At 61.4% G+C, this 13,568-nt stretch carries 13 protein-coding genes; 11 read left to right on the plus strand and 2 right to left on the minus strand.

Features of this window, described 5'->3' with window-relative positions; all coding sequences use genetic code 11:
• Positions 1–69 precede the first annotated feature (69 nt).
• Positions 70–693, plus strand: a complete 624-nt coding sequence (locus BT125_RS05910) for a TetR/AcrR family transcriptional regulator (protein ID WP_170866807.1) — start codon at positions 70–72, stop codon at positions 691–693.
• Positions 694–745: 52 nt separating this feature from the next.
• On the opposite strand, the gene BT125_RS05915 is transcribed toward BT125_RS05910, so the two are convergent.
• Entirely contained in the window at positions 746–2,128 is a 1,383-nt protein-coding gene (locus BT125_RS05915; RefSeq protein WP_072405615.1) for an XAC2610-related protein, read from the minus strand.
• A 152-nt stretch (positions 2,129–2,280) separates the two neighbouring features.
• Here BT125_RS05915 and BT125_RS05920 point away from each other — a divergent pair, with 152 nt between their 5' ends.
• Both BT125_RS05920 and BT125_RS05925 read left to right on the plus strand, forming a co-directional pair.
• A complete protein-coding gene (locus tag BT125_RS05920; RefSeq protein WP_072405616.1) occupies positions 2,281–2,910 on the plus strand; it encodes a LysE family translocator in 630 nt (209 codons plus the stop codon).
• 64 nt (positions 2,911–2,974) lie between these two features.
• Positions 2,975–3,655, plus strand: coding sequence for a class I SAM-dependent methyltransferase (locus BT125_RS05925; protein WP_072405617.1), 681 nt, complete (start codon positions 2,975–2,977; stop codon positions 3,653–3,655).
• A 39-nt stretch (positions 3,656–3,694) separates the two neighbouring features.
• On the opposite strand, the gene BT125_RS05930 is transcribed toward BT125_RS05925, so the two are convergent.
• A complete protein-coding gene (locus BT125_RS05930; protein ID WP_072405618.1) occupies positions 3,695–4,936 on the minus strand; it encodes an OprD family porin in 1,242 nt (413 codons plus the stop codon).
• A 239-nt stretch (positions 4,937–5,175) separates the two neighbouring features.
• On the opposite strand from BT125_RS05930, the gene BT125_RS05935 reads away from it, so the two are divergent.
• From BT125_RS05935 to BT125_RS05970, 8 genes are all read left to right on the plus strand, one after another.
• Positions 5,176–6,123, plus strand: a complete 948-nt coding sequence (locus BT125_RS05935) for a LysR family transcriptional regulator (RefSeq protein WP_072405619.1) — start codon at positions 5,176–5,178, stop codon at positions 6,121–6,123.
• Positions 6,124–6,214: 91 nt separating this feature from the next.
• On the plus strand, positions 6,215–7,006 hold the full coding sequence (locus tag BT125_RS05940; protein WP_072405620.1) for a putative hydro-lyase: 792 nt from the start codon (positions 6,215–6,217) through the stop codon (positions 7,004–7,006).
• A 40-nt stretch (positions 7,007–7,046) separates the two neighbouring features.
• Positions 7,047–7,580, plus strand: a complete 534-nt coding sequence (locus tag BT125_RS05945; RefSeq protein WP_072405621.1) for a hypothetical protein — start codon at positions 7,047–7,049, stop codon at positions 7,578–7,580.
• A 58-nt stretch (positions 7,581–7,638) separates the two neighbouring features.
• Positions 7,639–8,574, plus strand: a complete 936-nt coding sequence (locus BT125_RS05950) for a LysR family transcriptional regulator (RefSeq protein WP_072405622.1) — start codon at positions 7,639–7,641, stop codon at positions 8,572–8,574.
• 97 nt (positions 8,575–8,671) lie between these two features.
• Positions 8,672–10,051, plus strand: coding sequence for a UDP-glucose dehydrogenase family protein (locus BT125_RS05955; RefSeq protein WP_072405623.1), 1,380 nt, complete (start codon positions 8,672–8,674; stop codon positions 10,049–10,051).
• Positions 10,052–10,227: 176 nt separating this feature from the next.
• On the plus strand, positions 10,228–10,935 hold the full coding sequence (locus BT125_RS05960; protein ID WP_072405624.1) for an HPP family protein: 708 nt from the start codon (positions 10,228–10,230) through the stop codon (positions 10,933–10,935).
• A gap of 134 nt (positions 10,936–11,069) precedes the next feature.
• The gene (locus BT125_RS05965; RefSeq protein ID WP_072405625.1) at positions 11,070–12,176 is read left to right on the plus strand and encodes an enoyl-CoA hydratase/isomerase family protein; all 1,107 of its coding nucleotides are present in this window, start codon (positions 11,070–11,072) and stop codon (positions 12,174–12,176) included.
• Positions 12,177–12,179: 3 nt separating this feature from the next.
• Positions 12,180–13,331 carry an acyl-CoA dehydrogenase family protein gene (locus tag BT125_RS05970; RefSeq protein WP_072405626.1) on the plus strand — a complete coding sequence of 384 codons (1,152 nt, stop codon included), beginning with the start codon at positions 12,180–12,182 and terminating at the stop codon, positions 13,329–13,331.
• Positions 13,332–13,568 lie beyond the last annotated feature (237 nt).

Here is a 13,568-nt window from a genome sequence, read left to right on the forward strand (position 1 = left end):
GGTAAGCTAACACAACATCACGCACTTCAACCTACCATTGGTAGGTTTTTATCAACCAGGAACGAAAACGTGCAGAAAAACACTGAGCAAAACGCTATCAGCTCCCCTCCTCGCCGGCTTTCGAAAGCCGAACGGCGGCGACAGTTGCTGGATACCGCGTTATTGATCGTGCGCGAGGAAGACGCGGATCGCTTGACCTTGGGGCATCTGGCCGTTCGCGCCGGCGTGTCCAAACCGGTGGTCTACGATCATTTCGGCACTCGCTCGGGCCTGTTGATCGAGCTCTACAAGTGGATCGATACCGAGCGGGTCGCCGCTTTCCGTGACGCCATGTCCAAGACTGCGCGCAGCCTGGAGGAGACGGCCCTGGTCCTGGCCAGCGCCTACATTCATTGCGCGGCCGATAACACCGACGAATTCCATGCCGTGGGTGCGGCCCTGGCAGGCAGCGAGGAAAAGGCAGCGGTGTTCCAGGAGCTTCTGGACAACTGTGTGCAGATGTTCATGTCTGTGCTCGAACCTCATACGACGTGGTCAGCGGACGAACTTGAGCGATGCTGCATTGGCCTGGTTGGCGCGGGAGAAGCCCTGTCCGGCGCGTTGGTACGGGGGCGGCACGGCGAAGATGAGGTCATCGGAACGTTCGCTTCACTGATTCGAAGTGTCGTAGAACCGACAGGGACGCAGCGTTAGTCGCTGCCGTAACGGACCCGGGTGCTTACTGTCCGATTGGCTGCTGTGGTGCTCAACGCAGCTTCAAATACACCCCAGCCAGTCCGTCCTGTGAATCCGGCACCGCGTTGTAACCAATGACCGCAAAGCCTTTCACCAATTGAATGTGATACGGCCCGTTCTTCTCGCTGGCTTGCGGCTCGCGCACGATGATCAGGTTGTCGGCGTCCATCGGCACGATGTGATGCTCGGTCCCGCTGTCCTTCGTGGTCACGGTGAACTCGGCGACTTCTTTCCCATTGGCGTCGCGGTCCGGGAGGATTTTCAAGTCCAGATCCGCGTCGTGCCCCGGGGCATCCTGGCGCATCCGGTAATGGCCGCCGCGCTGGTCAGCGTCGACGTCGTCGATTTTCTCGACATCCAACTCCCGTTCTTCGTCATGTAGCAGGACTGCCCGTTGGCGGTCGTCGCCCTTGGCATCGCTGATCCACGTGCCGGTGAAAAAATAGGGCTCGACGTTTTCCCGGGAGATCCGCCAGGTACCGGTTTGACCACCGTCGCCGGCATATTCATGGAGGCTGACAAGGTCATCGTCAGCGTCTTCCCGAATGCCCAGCAGCTTGATCGGTTCGCTATTGCCCGCCTGGGTATAGCGCACTTCGCCAATGATCACAGCGCCTTGCGCCTGATACCAGAGCTCTACCGGCGTCGTGGCATCGAGGGTTCCGGCAAGGATCACCGGATCTTCCCTTTCCGGACCTTCCAGGCGCGATTGTTCGTGCCACTGGCCTTCTTTCAATTCACCCGTGGTGCGCAGCGTGTAGCCGCCAGGCATGCTGGTGTTTTCGCCTGGCTCGGTAGGCTGGATTTGCTCTTCGGTGCTTGAATAAAGCAGCACCAACTCGTCGCCACGCATTTTCCAGTGGGTGGCGCGACTCCAGCAGCAGTCGCGGTCGGTTTGCGAAAGCAGAATGCCGTCCAGCGGGCTGACGGAAAACATGCCCTTGCTGTCCTCCTTTGCCAGGTTCGTCAGGGCCGGGTTGAGGACCCATTGGGTTTTCTGCGGATCTTGCAGGTAAACGTCGAATGTCGGTTTGTAGCTCGCGTCGGGATCATTGCCGTTGCGAATCGCCAAGTCCTGGCGACCGTCGAAGTTGAAATCGTCGAAGTACAACAAGCTCTGGGGGCCAAGTAGCCAGTTATCGACCTTACCGTTGCGGTCCACGGGCACATTGCCGGCGGATGTCTGCAATTGCTGCAGGGCTTCGAGGGTTTTGCCGTCGCGCACGGTAATGAACGCTTGTGCTAGCTGATGTGGATCTTCCGGCGGCTCCGGGAACAGCACGTCGATCAGGTACTGACCGCTGCGATCATTCACCGAAAACGCCCGCGGCTCGGCCATGACCGAGGCTGCCAGCGCCGTGGAAAGAAGCACACTGCCGACAAGCGAACGCATCCATCGACTTCCTTGCTGAATTCGGGGCCGCAGTTTAGCGACAACCGTGACTCATCGCGAGACGACTGTTGCTATCAGATAGGCCCGGACTGTAACTGACGCCCTCCTCGTCCTTTGCTTACTGTCGTGGCTCATCCCACGGAGTGATCCCCATGCCGGATACCGCCAATCTCTACCTGTTCGTGATCGCTGTCGTGCTTCTGCTGATCGTCCCGGGGCCCAACATGGCCTTTGTCACCAGTCATGCGTTGGCCCACGGCTGGCGTGCCGGCGTCGCAGCCGCCCTCGGCATTGCCTTTTCGGACGTGCTGATGACACTGATGGTCAGCGCTGGCATTGGTGCGCTGGTCATGAGCTGGGCGCCAGCGTTCGACGTGCTGCGCCTGGCCGGGGCCGGTTATCTGCTGTGGCTGGCCTGGCAAGCACTGCGAACCCCAGCAGCGACGCAGGATAGCCAGCTCCAGGCGGCTTCGCTGTGGAAAATCTTCTGCCGAGGCACCCTCAACAGCCTCTTGAATCCCAAGGCGCTGCTGTTCTTCATGGTGTTCCTGCCCCAGTTCGTCAACCTCAAGGCCGGCGGCGTGGGCCTGCAGTTGATCTTCCTTGGAGCCTTGCTGGCACTGATTGCACTGGTCTTCCATACGCTGCTGGGTGTTGGCGCCGCCCAGCTCAGGGCAAAACTGGCAAGCGGTGGGATTTCAAGACGCCTGGGCACCTATGGTTTTGCCGGGGTCATGGCAGCGCTGGCGGCACGCCTGTTGTTTCTTGACCGACCGCTTTGACCTGCGACGCCCCTGCGCCAGCCGTTGTCCTATGCTTACTCGACCTATTGCCGGAGCTGGATCAATGTCGCTCTCCGAAACCACCCTCCTCCAAAGCTGGCACCACAATGCCCAAGCCTGGATCGAAGCCATCCGCACGAGGGCCATCGAAAGCCGTCAGACGGTCACCGACCAGGCCATGCTGCTGGCGGTACTGAGCCGTCAGCCCGAGCGCGTGCTGGATCTGGGTTGTGGCGAAGGTTGGTTGTTGCGGGCGCTGGTTGAACGGGGCGTCGAGGCGGTAGGTGTGGATGGCGACGCGACCTTGGTCGATGCGGCCCGGGCGTCGGGATCCTCGCCGGTGCATCTGGCAAGCTATGACGCACTGGTGGAGGCGAAGGTGGACGTCGGCAGCGGCTACGACCTGGTCTGCGCCAACTTCGCCCTGTTGCATCAGGACATCATCCCGCTGCTCGCCGCGATGAACGCCTTACTCGGCCCTGGCGGTGCACTGGTGGTCCAGACGTTGCACCCCTGGACCGTGGCGGCGGGTAATTATCAGGACGGCTGGCGAGAAGAGACCTTCGATGGGTTCAAAGGCCAATGGCAGCCGATGCCGTGGTACTTCCGCACCTTGTCCAGTTGGCTCAATGCCTTGGACATGGCGGGTTTTCGTCTGGTGGGCCTGCAGGAGCCGCAGCACCCGCAAAGCCCGGTGCCGCAGTCATTGCTTCTGGTGGCCGAGCAATCCCCGTCATGGCGTTAGCGACTCGACCGTCCCCCCTTCGGTATTACCGGAATATCTTCACCACAGCGCCATCGTATAGCTGACGATCAGCCGATTCTCATCCAGGTCATTGCCAAAATTCGAGCGCACCGTCGCGTTGCGCCATTTCAAGCCCAGCCCCTTCAACTTGCCGTCTTGCACCACATAGGCAATGTCCGTGTTGCGCTCCCATTCCTTGCCTTCGCTCGCGGCGCTGCGTTGGACGTTGTCGCCACTGATGTATCGAGTCATGAAGGTCAGCCCGGGCACGCCAATCGCCGCGAAGTTGTAGTCATAACGCGCTTGCCAGGAACGCTCGTCGATGTTGGCGAAGTCGCCGATCTGCACGAAGTTGACCAGGTACGGATCGCTGCGGCCGATGTAGGGGAAAGGATCGTCGCCGCTCATGCGCTGATAGCCCAGGCCCACGGCATGGCCCGCCAGGCTGTAGGTGAACAAGGCGCCGAAGGCCTGGTTGTCGAGATCGCGGAAACTGCCGTCTTCGGTGCTGCGGGAATAACGCACGTCACTCTTGAATGACTGGCCTGCGCCAAGGTCCAGGGTATGGACGAACCCGAGGTAGTTTTGCTGGTAGATGTCTTGCAACTGGCTATAGCGGTATTGCGCCGTGAGGTTCGGCAGGAACTGATAGTCCGCTCCGGCGAACTGGAACTTGTCACTGCTGCCACCGATGCGGTTGGCGGTCATGTCCTGGTAGTCGGTGGAGTCGACAAAGTTGATCTGCGTGAGTTGCCCAGCGGTCAGCTTCAAACGATCGATTTCCTGCACGCTCAGTAACCCACCCTTGAACGTTCCCGGTAACAGGCGCGTGTCGTTGGAACTCACCGCCGGGTCCTTGATCTGCAACGTTCCCACTTTCAAGGTGCTATTGGACAGGCGCACCTTGGCGGTCAGGCCCAATTCGCCATAACGGTCCTGGGAACCGCCAGACAAATCCGCCGGCAACAGATTGGTGCCGGCCGTGCCGCCGCCGGAGTCCAGCTTGAAACCGGCCATGCCCAAGGCATCGAGGCCGAAACCCACGGTCCCGGCGGTGTATCCCGATTCTATCCGCAGCAGGAAGCCCTGGGCCCATTCCTCGGCCTTGTCCCGTGCCCCTTCCTGGCGAAAGTCGCGGTTGAAGTAGAAGTTGCGGGCCTCCAGGCTGCCTTTGCTGTCGGCGATGAAGTCAGCCTGGGCGCACGGCACGCCGATCAGGCTCAGGCCGAGCAAGGTGCCCGCCGAGGTGCAGGTCCATCGAGGGAATGTGGCATGTTGCATGGCGCGCTCCTTTTATGGGCGCGAGCGAACCCGCCAGGGCTGTGCGCACGCCTCGTTATTGTTGTCATGGGGATACCGGCGCAATGGGCCTGCGTCGTGGAGCGGATTCTTGGTGCCGGATCCGCGCAGCGTCAAACGGGAAAAAAGCCGGATCGGGCATAAGAAAATTTGATGCGCCCGATGGCCCGATCTGGAGTAACAATTGCAATCATAAGAACCCCCCCCCCTTGAGAGCCTTCATGAACCTCAAATTCCTCGAAACCTTCGTCTGGGTCGCCCGACTGCAAAGCTTCAGCCTCACCGCCGAAAAGATGTTCAGCACCCAGGCGGCGATCTCCAGCCGAATCGCTTCGCTGGAAGAGGAACTGGGCTTGCGCCTGTTCGTGCGGGATTCGCGCGGGGTCTCGCTGACACCCGAAGGCCTCAAGGTGCTCGACTACGCGCAACAGATGCTCGACGTCCAACGGGCGTTGAAGCAATCACTGGACACCAGCAGCCCTCAGCAAGGCCTGGTGCGCATCGGCGTGATGGATACGGTGATCCACACCTGGCTCAGCCCATTGATGTCGATGCTGATGCAAGCCTTCCCCGCCGTGGAAATCGAAATCACCGCCGATGCCGCGCGCAACCTCTGTGAACAATTGCAGAAAGGCTACTTGGACATCGTGTTCCAGACCGATCTGGTACGCCACGAAAGCGTGCGCAACCTGGAACTGGGGCACTACCCCATGCACTGGATCGCCGCCAGCCAGTCGATCTATGCCAGACCCTATGGGTCGCTGGTGGAGATGGCCAGCGAGCGCATCATCACCTTCGTCAAGCATTCGCGACCGCATCAGGACGTGCTCAACCTGCTGTACGCCCATGGCGTGAGTGCGCCGCGGGTCAGTTGCGTCAATTCGGTCTCGGCCATGACCCGGCTGATTCGTGACGGTTTCGGCATCGGTGCCTTGCCGGCCGCGCTGGTGGCCAAGCCCCTTGCCAGCGGCGAATTGATCCAGCTCGAACCCGGTACCGCCCTACCCCAACTGGACGTCGTTGCGTCCTGGCGCGCTGGTGTTGGCCTGGAGTTGATCGAGAGCATCGTCCAGATGAGCCGCCAGGTGGTCAGCCAATACGCCGTCGATGTCGGGCCGCAGCGCATGGTGGCGGCCCCTGGCCTGAACAGCCAGGCGCCGCTCGAATAACTTTTAGTTGTCGCGGGGTACCAATATTCCTTGTTGGACGTCCTTGCCACGCTGTTCTCAAAGTAGCGAACGAACACTTGGAGACCCCGTGATGACGTCCTTCGAACAACTGCAGCAATGCACGCCTCTCGTCCTGCGCCAAAGCATCGCCGCCGGCCAGTACCAGGGCCATACCAGCGGCCTGGGCCAGGGTCGCGTGCAAGCCAATATCGTGATTCTGCCCGGCGACTGGGCCAATGAATTCCTGCGCTACTGCACCCTCAACCGCCAGGCCTGTCCGGTGCTTGACGTGACCGAGCCAGGGGATCCGTTCTTCCGCAACCTGGGCGCTGCCATCGATATCCGTCATGAAGTGCCTCAATACCGGGTCTATCGCCACGGCGAGTTGAGCGAATCGCCGCTGGACATCGAACACCTGTGGCAGGACGATCTGGTGGCCTTCGCCCTCGGTTGTTCGTTCTCCTTCGAACAACCCTTGCTGGAGGCCGGCATCCGTTTGCGGCACATCGAACTGGGGCGCAATGTCGCGATGTTCCAGACCAACATCGACACGCGACCCACTGCCCGCCTGTCTGGCAAGATGGTGGTGACCATGCGGCCGATGAAAGCCTCCGCGGCCATCCAGGCGATCCAGATTACCGGGCGCATGCCCAATGTTCACGGCGCCCCGGTGCACATCGGCGATCCATCGCTGATCGGCATTCAATCCCTGGACACGCCGGACTACGGCGATGCCGTACCGGTGGAGGCGGATGAGATCCCAGTGTTCTGGGCCTGCGGCGTGACCCCTCAATCGGTGGTCCAGACCTCGCGCCCACCGCTGTGCATCACCCATGCCCCGGGCTGCATGCTGGTGACGGACTTATGGAACAGTGATTTGTAGACCTCGAACCAGGCTGCTTTTCAACTTGAAGGGATCCACGATGAATACTGCTCAGTTCTCGATTCAACAGTACATCCGTGCCAAGGACGGCAACCGCCCGCACCTGCTGGATCAGGCCTTTACAGCGGCTGCTACTCTGGAAATGGTCGTGCACACCGGCTCCATCTCGTTTCCCGACCACGTTGAAGGCCGTGCCGCCATTGGCGATGTGCTGGTCCGTCGCTTCGGCCAGACCTTCGAAAACGTCTACACGTTCTGCCTGACCGCCCCTCCGCCGGCAAACGCCGAAGCGTTCCAATGCAAATGGCTGGTGGCGATGTCAGACAAGAACAGCGGCGAGGCGCGTGTCGGTTGTGGCCTGTACGACTGGCAGTTCGATCCGCGGTCGCAGCGGGTCGAGCGATTGACCATCACCATCGAACACATGAAGACCCTGCCGGCGACCGAACTGCCGATGATCATGGCCTGGGTGTCGACGTTGGACTATCCATGGTGCCGGCCCGAGGCGATGATTGATAACGCGCCGGATTCGGGCGCGCTTCAGGACGTGATCCACTACGTGACGGATCTCTGACCAGGCCGGCCCCGCGCTTTCAGGAGTCTTGCATGACTGTTCCAAGGAACCGCCCCCAGTGAACATCAAGTTTCTCGAAACCTTCGTCTGGGTGGCCCGCCTGAAGAGCTTTCGCCTCACCGCGGAAAAACTGTTCACCACCCAGGCCTCCATTTCCAGCCGGATCGCCGCCCTGGAAGACGAAATGGGCGTGCGCCTGTTCGTGCGCGATTCCAAAGGGGTGTCGCTGACCTCCGAGGGCCAGCGCGTGCTGGAATACGCCGAGCGCATCATGGACACCATGCAGAGCATGAAAGCCGTGATCAAGGATCCGCGCCAGGTGCGCGGCCGGATCCGCATCGGCGCGATGGATACGGTGATCCACACCTGGCTCAGTCCCTTGGTGACACGCCTGATGGAATGCTACCCAGCCCTGGAAATCGAACTGTCGGCCGACACCGCGAGCAACCTCTGCTCACAGCTGGAAAAAGGCTACCAGGACATCATTTTCCAGACCGACATCCTGCGCCTGGACAGCGTGCGCAATGCATTGCTGACCCGTTACCCGATGCACTGGGTGGTGCGCACCGGTTCCGCCTATGACCGAGCCTATGGGTCACTGGAAGATCTGTCGCAGGAACGCATCGTGACTTTTTCACGCAACTCACGGCCCCACCAGGACATCCTCAACCTGCTGCACTCGGCCAACATCGTCTCGCCCCGCATCAACTGCGTGAACTCGGCCTCGGCTATCACCCGCCTGGTTCGCGACGGTTTTGGCATCGGCGCCATGCCCGCGGCGCTGGTGGTCGGCGAACTGGCCCAAGGCACATTGACTTTGGTGGACGGCGTGCCGCTGCCATCGGTCATGGACATCGTCGCCAGTTGGCGGACCGGCGCCGGAATGGAGCGGGTGGAAGACATCGTCAGCCTGACCCGGGAAGTGGTCGGCGAGTTCGTCGCGCAACTGCCAGCCGCGTACCGATTGACGGCGCAAGACTTCAGTGGGCTGTAAGTGAACTGCAATATCCCCGACTTATTCTGAACCAAGCGCACTGCGGCGAACGCTGGTTGTGCATGTCGCTCGCTCGGAATGATCCAGGGAATCCGCCATGAAGATCAGTGTATTCGGAAGTGGTTATGTAGGGCTGGTGCAGGCCGCCGTGTTGGCCGAGGTGGGCCATGACGTGGTGTGCATGGACATCGACGAGCGCAAGGTCGACAGCCTTCGGCAAGGCCAGGTGAGTATTTTCGAGCCCGGCCTGGCCGCGCTGGTGCGCGAAGGGCTGGAGGCCGGGCGTTTGCACTTCACCTGTGACGAGCAGCTTGCCGTGCAACACGGCCAGGTGCTGTTTATCGCGGTAGGCACGCCCTCCCGGGACGATGGCAGTGCCGACCTGAGCCAGGTGCTGGCCGTTGGCGAGGCTGTCGCCCGTTATCGCGAGCAACCGCTCATCGTGGTGGAGAAGTCCACCGTGCCGGTGGGCACCGGTGACGTTCTGCGGGCGCACATCGACAAATGCCTGCTCAAGGCCAGTCGCTTGCTGCAGTTCGATATCGTCTCCAACCCCGAATTTCTCAAGGAAGGCTCGGCCGTCGCCGATTGCCGTCGTCCGGATCGCATCGTGATCGGCTGCGAGCGCGATGAAGTGCGCGAAACCATGCGCGACCTGTACGCCCCGTTCAACCGCAACCACGACCGGGTCCTGTTCATGGACCTGCGCAGCGCCGAGCTGACCAAATACGCCGCCAACGGCATGCTGGCGACCAAAATCAGCTTTATCAACCAGATCGCCGAACTGGCCGAACACCTGGGGGCCGACATCGAGTCCGTGCGCCTGGGCATCGGCGCCGACTCGCGCATCGGCTACCACTTCATTTACCCGGGATGCGGCTATGGCGGCTCGTGCTTTCCCAAGGACATGCGCGCCCTGATCCACACCGCCGAGCAGGCTCACTGTTCCAGTGACCTGCTGCAGGCGGTGGAAGCCATCAACGATCGGCAGAAACACAAGCTGTTCGAGCGGATCAACGCGTTCTACCAGGGCGACCTGCGTGGCAAGACCTTCGCGCTGTGGGGCCTGGCCTTCAAACCCAACACCGACGACATGCGCGATGCGCCGAGCCGCACCCTGCTGGAGTCGCTCTGGGCTGCGGGAGCCAGTGTCCGCGCCTTCGACCCTGAGGCGATGCAGCAAACCCAACTGCTCTATCCCGACGAAACCCGACTCATGCTGATGGGCACGCCGGAATCGGTGTTGCCTGGAGCCGACGCGCTGGTCATCTGCACCGAATGGCAGCCCTTCAAGGCGCCGGACTTCGACCTGATCCGGCAGCGGCTCAAGGCCCCGGTGATTTTCGACGGTCGCAACCTGTTCGACCCGGAACGCATGGCAGACAAGGGCTTTACCTATTTTCCGATGGGCCGCGGCCAATCACGCAACCTGCCCATCGCCCAGCAAACGTGGTATCCCGCCTCAAGAAGCGCTTGAACCTGACCGTTACCTCAAAATTAATGCACTCAACCTGCATTAATATGAATTTGTAAGCAAAGGTTGTGGGAGGCACACTGTGCACCGTTCCTCCCCCAACTGTTGGAACACTTAAAGGGCTTTCTGGGTTTTTCCCGTAAGCCCCTTTTTTTGTTAGTTTTTTGGATTCTCGCTTAATGCTTTCTCGCTGGTTCCCCGCCGCTATCAATACCCGTCCAACCGAATGGAGCCGCGCCGCCATCGGCATGGCGTTGGGGACGATGTTCAGTGTCTGGCTATGTGGTCAGGTCTTTGGCCTTGAGGTGGCGCAACACCTGATCGGCCCCCTCGGCGCTTCGGCCGTGCTGCTGTTTGCCGTGTCCTCGGGCGCCCTCGCCCAGCCCTGGTCGATTGTCGGCGGCTACCTCTGTGCATCGGTCGTGGCACTGCTGGTGGCCCATGTATTGGGGCGGACCCTGGGCAGCGCCTGCCTGGCGGCCGGCATGGCGCTGGTGTTGATGTGTTGGCTGCGTTGCCTGCACCCACCGGCAGGCGCCCTGGCGGCGACCTTGGTGCTAGCGGATCCATCCATCGTTGCCTTGGACTGGCAGGCGGTCGGCGCGGCCATGTTGGCCGGCTGCGGGCTGCTCGCCTTTGCGCTGGCCTACAACAACCTCACGCGTGTGCGCTACCCCAAGCGCGCCAGCGAACCGGCGGCCGTCATACCGGCTGACCACTCTCCCGTCGACCGACAGGCCATCACCGCCGAAGACCTGAAATTAGCCCTGGCGGAAATGGAGGCCTTCTTCGACGTCACCCCGGAAGATCTCGAACACTTGATCCATGCCAGCGAACGAAACGCCAGGCGCCGCAGCATCGCGGAGGTGCTTTCCGGTCGCGGTTGAGCCTGTGGCTGCTATAAATATGCAGACAGGACCTGCACGTATCCCGGTTGTGCAAGGCAAATTTGCACTGGTACGATCCTGAACGGGTACGCGCGACACTATTCGTAAAAAACAATAAAAGCAGGGAGTTAGCGATGACAGCTCAGGTTTCATCCCAAGCTGCGGAAACCATGGAAACCGTAGCCCACGAGGTGCTGGTCGACGTTCGCAATCACATTGGCCACTTGACCCTGAACCGCCCCGCCGGCCTCAATGCCCTCACCCTGGGCATGGTGCGCAGCTTGCAGCAACAACTCGATACTTGGGCACTCGACCCACATATTCGCGCGGTGGTACTGCGTGGCGCGGGCGACAAGGCCTTCTGCGCCGGCGGTGATATCCGCTCGCTGTACGACAGCCACAAGCAGGGCGACACCCTGCATGAGGATTTCTTCGTCGAAGAATACGCCCTCGACCTGACGATCCACCATTACCGCAAACCGATCCTCGCCTTGATGGACGGCTTCGTGCTGGGCGGCGGCATGGGCCTGGTGCAAGGCGCCGACCTGCGGATCGTGACTGAACGCAGTCGCCTGGGCATGCCGGAAGTCGCCATCGGTTATTTCCCGGACGTGGGCGGCAGTTATTTCCTGTCGCGCATTCCCGGTGAGCTGGGGATCTACCTGGGGGTCAGCGGCGTACAGATCCGCGCCGCCGATGCATTGTATTGCGGGCTCGCCGACTGGTACCTCGACAGCCACAAGCTCAAGCAGCTCGACGAGCGTCTCGATCGACTTGAGTGGCACGACATGCCGCTCAAGGACCTGCAAAGCCTGCTGGCCAAACTCGGCCAGCAACAACTCCCTGCGCCCCCTCTGGCCGATTTGCGACCGGCCATTGACCATTTCTTTGCCCTGCCCGATGTACCAAGCATGGTCGAGCAGTTGCGCCAGGTCACTGTCGCCAACAGCCACGAATGGTCGCTGAAGACCGCCGACGTGCTGGGCAGTCGCTCGCCCCTGGCCATGGCCGTGACCCTGGAAATGCTCCGGCGCGGTCGGCATCTGAGCCTGGAAGAGTGTTTTGCCCTGGAGCTGCACCTGGACCGGCAATGGTTCGAACGCGGAGACCTGATCGAAGGCGTACGCGCCTTGCTGATCGACAAAGACAAGAACCCGCGCTGGAACCCGCCGACCCTGGAGGCGTTGGACGCCGACCATGTGGCGAGTTTCTTCGACGGCTTCGACGACCACGGGAACTGAGCCATGCACGACCTCGAACTGACCGAAGAACAAGTGATGATCCGCGACATGGCCCGGGACTTCGCCCGTGGTGAAATCGCTCCCCATGCCCAAGCGTGGGAAAAGGCCGGCTGGATTGACGACGGCCTGGTGGCAAAGATGGGTGAACTGGGCCTGTTGGGGATGGTGGTACCGGAAGAATGGGGCGGCACCTACGTCGATTACGTGGCCTATGCCCTGGCGGTGGAGGAAATCTCCGCGGGCGACGGTGCCACCGGGGCGCTGATGAGCATCCACAACTCGGTGGGTTGCGGGCCGGTCCTGAATTTTGGCACCGATGAACAAAAACAGACCTGGCTGGCCGCGCTCGCCAGTGGCCAGGCCATTGGCTGCTTCTGCCTGACCGAACCCCAGGCCGGCTCCGAAGCCCATAACCTGCGCACCCGGGCCGAGCTGCGCGATGGCCAGTGGGTCATCAACGGCGCCAAGCAGTTCGTCAGCAACGGCAAGCGGGCGAAACTGGCCATCGTGTTTGCCGTGACGGATCCGGAGCTGGGCAAAAAAGGCATTTCGGCGTTCCTGGTGCCCACGGATACACCTGGGTTCATCGTCGATCGCACCGAACACAAGATGGGCATCCGCGCTTCGGACACCTGCGCGGTTACCTTGAACAACTGCACCATCCCCGAGGCCAACCTGCTGGGCGCGCGTGGCAAAGGCTTGGCCATCGCTTTGTCCAACCTGGAAGGCGGTCGCATCGGCATCGCAGCCCAAGCCTTGGGCATCGCCCGCGCGGCGTTCGAAGCGGCGCTGGCCTACGCGCGCGATCGCGTCCAGTTCGACAAGCCGATCATCGAGCACCAAAGCATCGCCAACCTGCTGGCCGACATGCACACCCGCATCAACGCCACCCGCCTGCTCATCCTCCACGCCGCCCGCCTGCGCAGCGCCGGCAAGCCATGCCTGTCGGAAGCCTCCCAGGCCAAGCTGTTTGCCTCGGAAATGGCCGAGAAAGTTTGCTCCTCGGCCATACAGATTCACGGTGGGTACGGGTATCTCGAGGATTATCCGGTAGAGCGCTACTACCGCGACGCGCGGATTACCCAGATCTATGAAGGGTCGAGCGAGATCCAGCGAATGGTCATCGCCCGGGAGTTGAAACACTACTTGGTGTGATGGCTGGAAAAAGCATCGCGAGCAAGCTCGCTCCCACAGTGTCCAGTGGTGTACGCAAATGCTGCGTACACCTGAGATCCAGTGTGGGAGCGGGCTTGCTCGCGAAAGCGGTGGGTCAGTGACCTCTATGTTGGATGTGCCGGCGTCTTCGCGGGCAAGCCCGCTCCCACAGGGGGTGATGGCGTATGCAAATGCTGCGTACACCACCAGCACCCTGTGGGAGCGAGCTTGCTCGCG

Origin of the sequence: Pseudomonas sp. NFACC04-2, assembly GCF_900119265.1 — a bacterium.
In the GTDB taxonomy this organism is placed as follows: Bacteria; Pseudomonadota; Gammaproteobacteria; order Pseudomonadales; family Pseudomonadaceae; genus Aquipseudomonas; species Aquipseudomonas fluorescens_AA.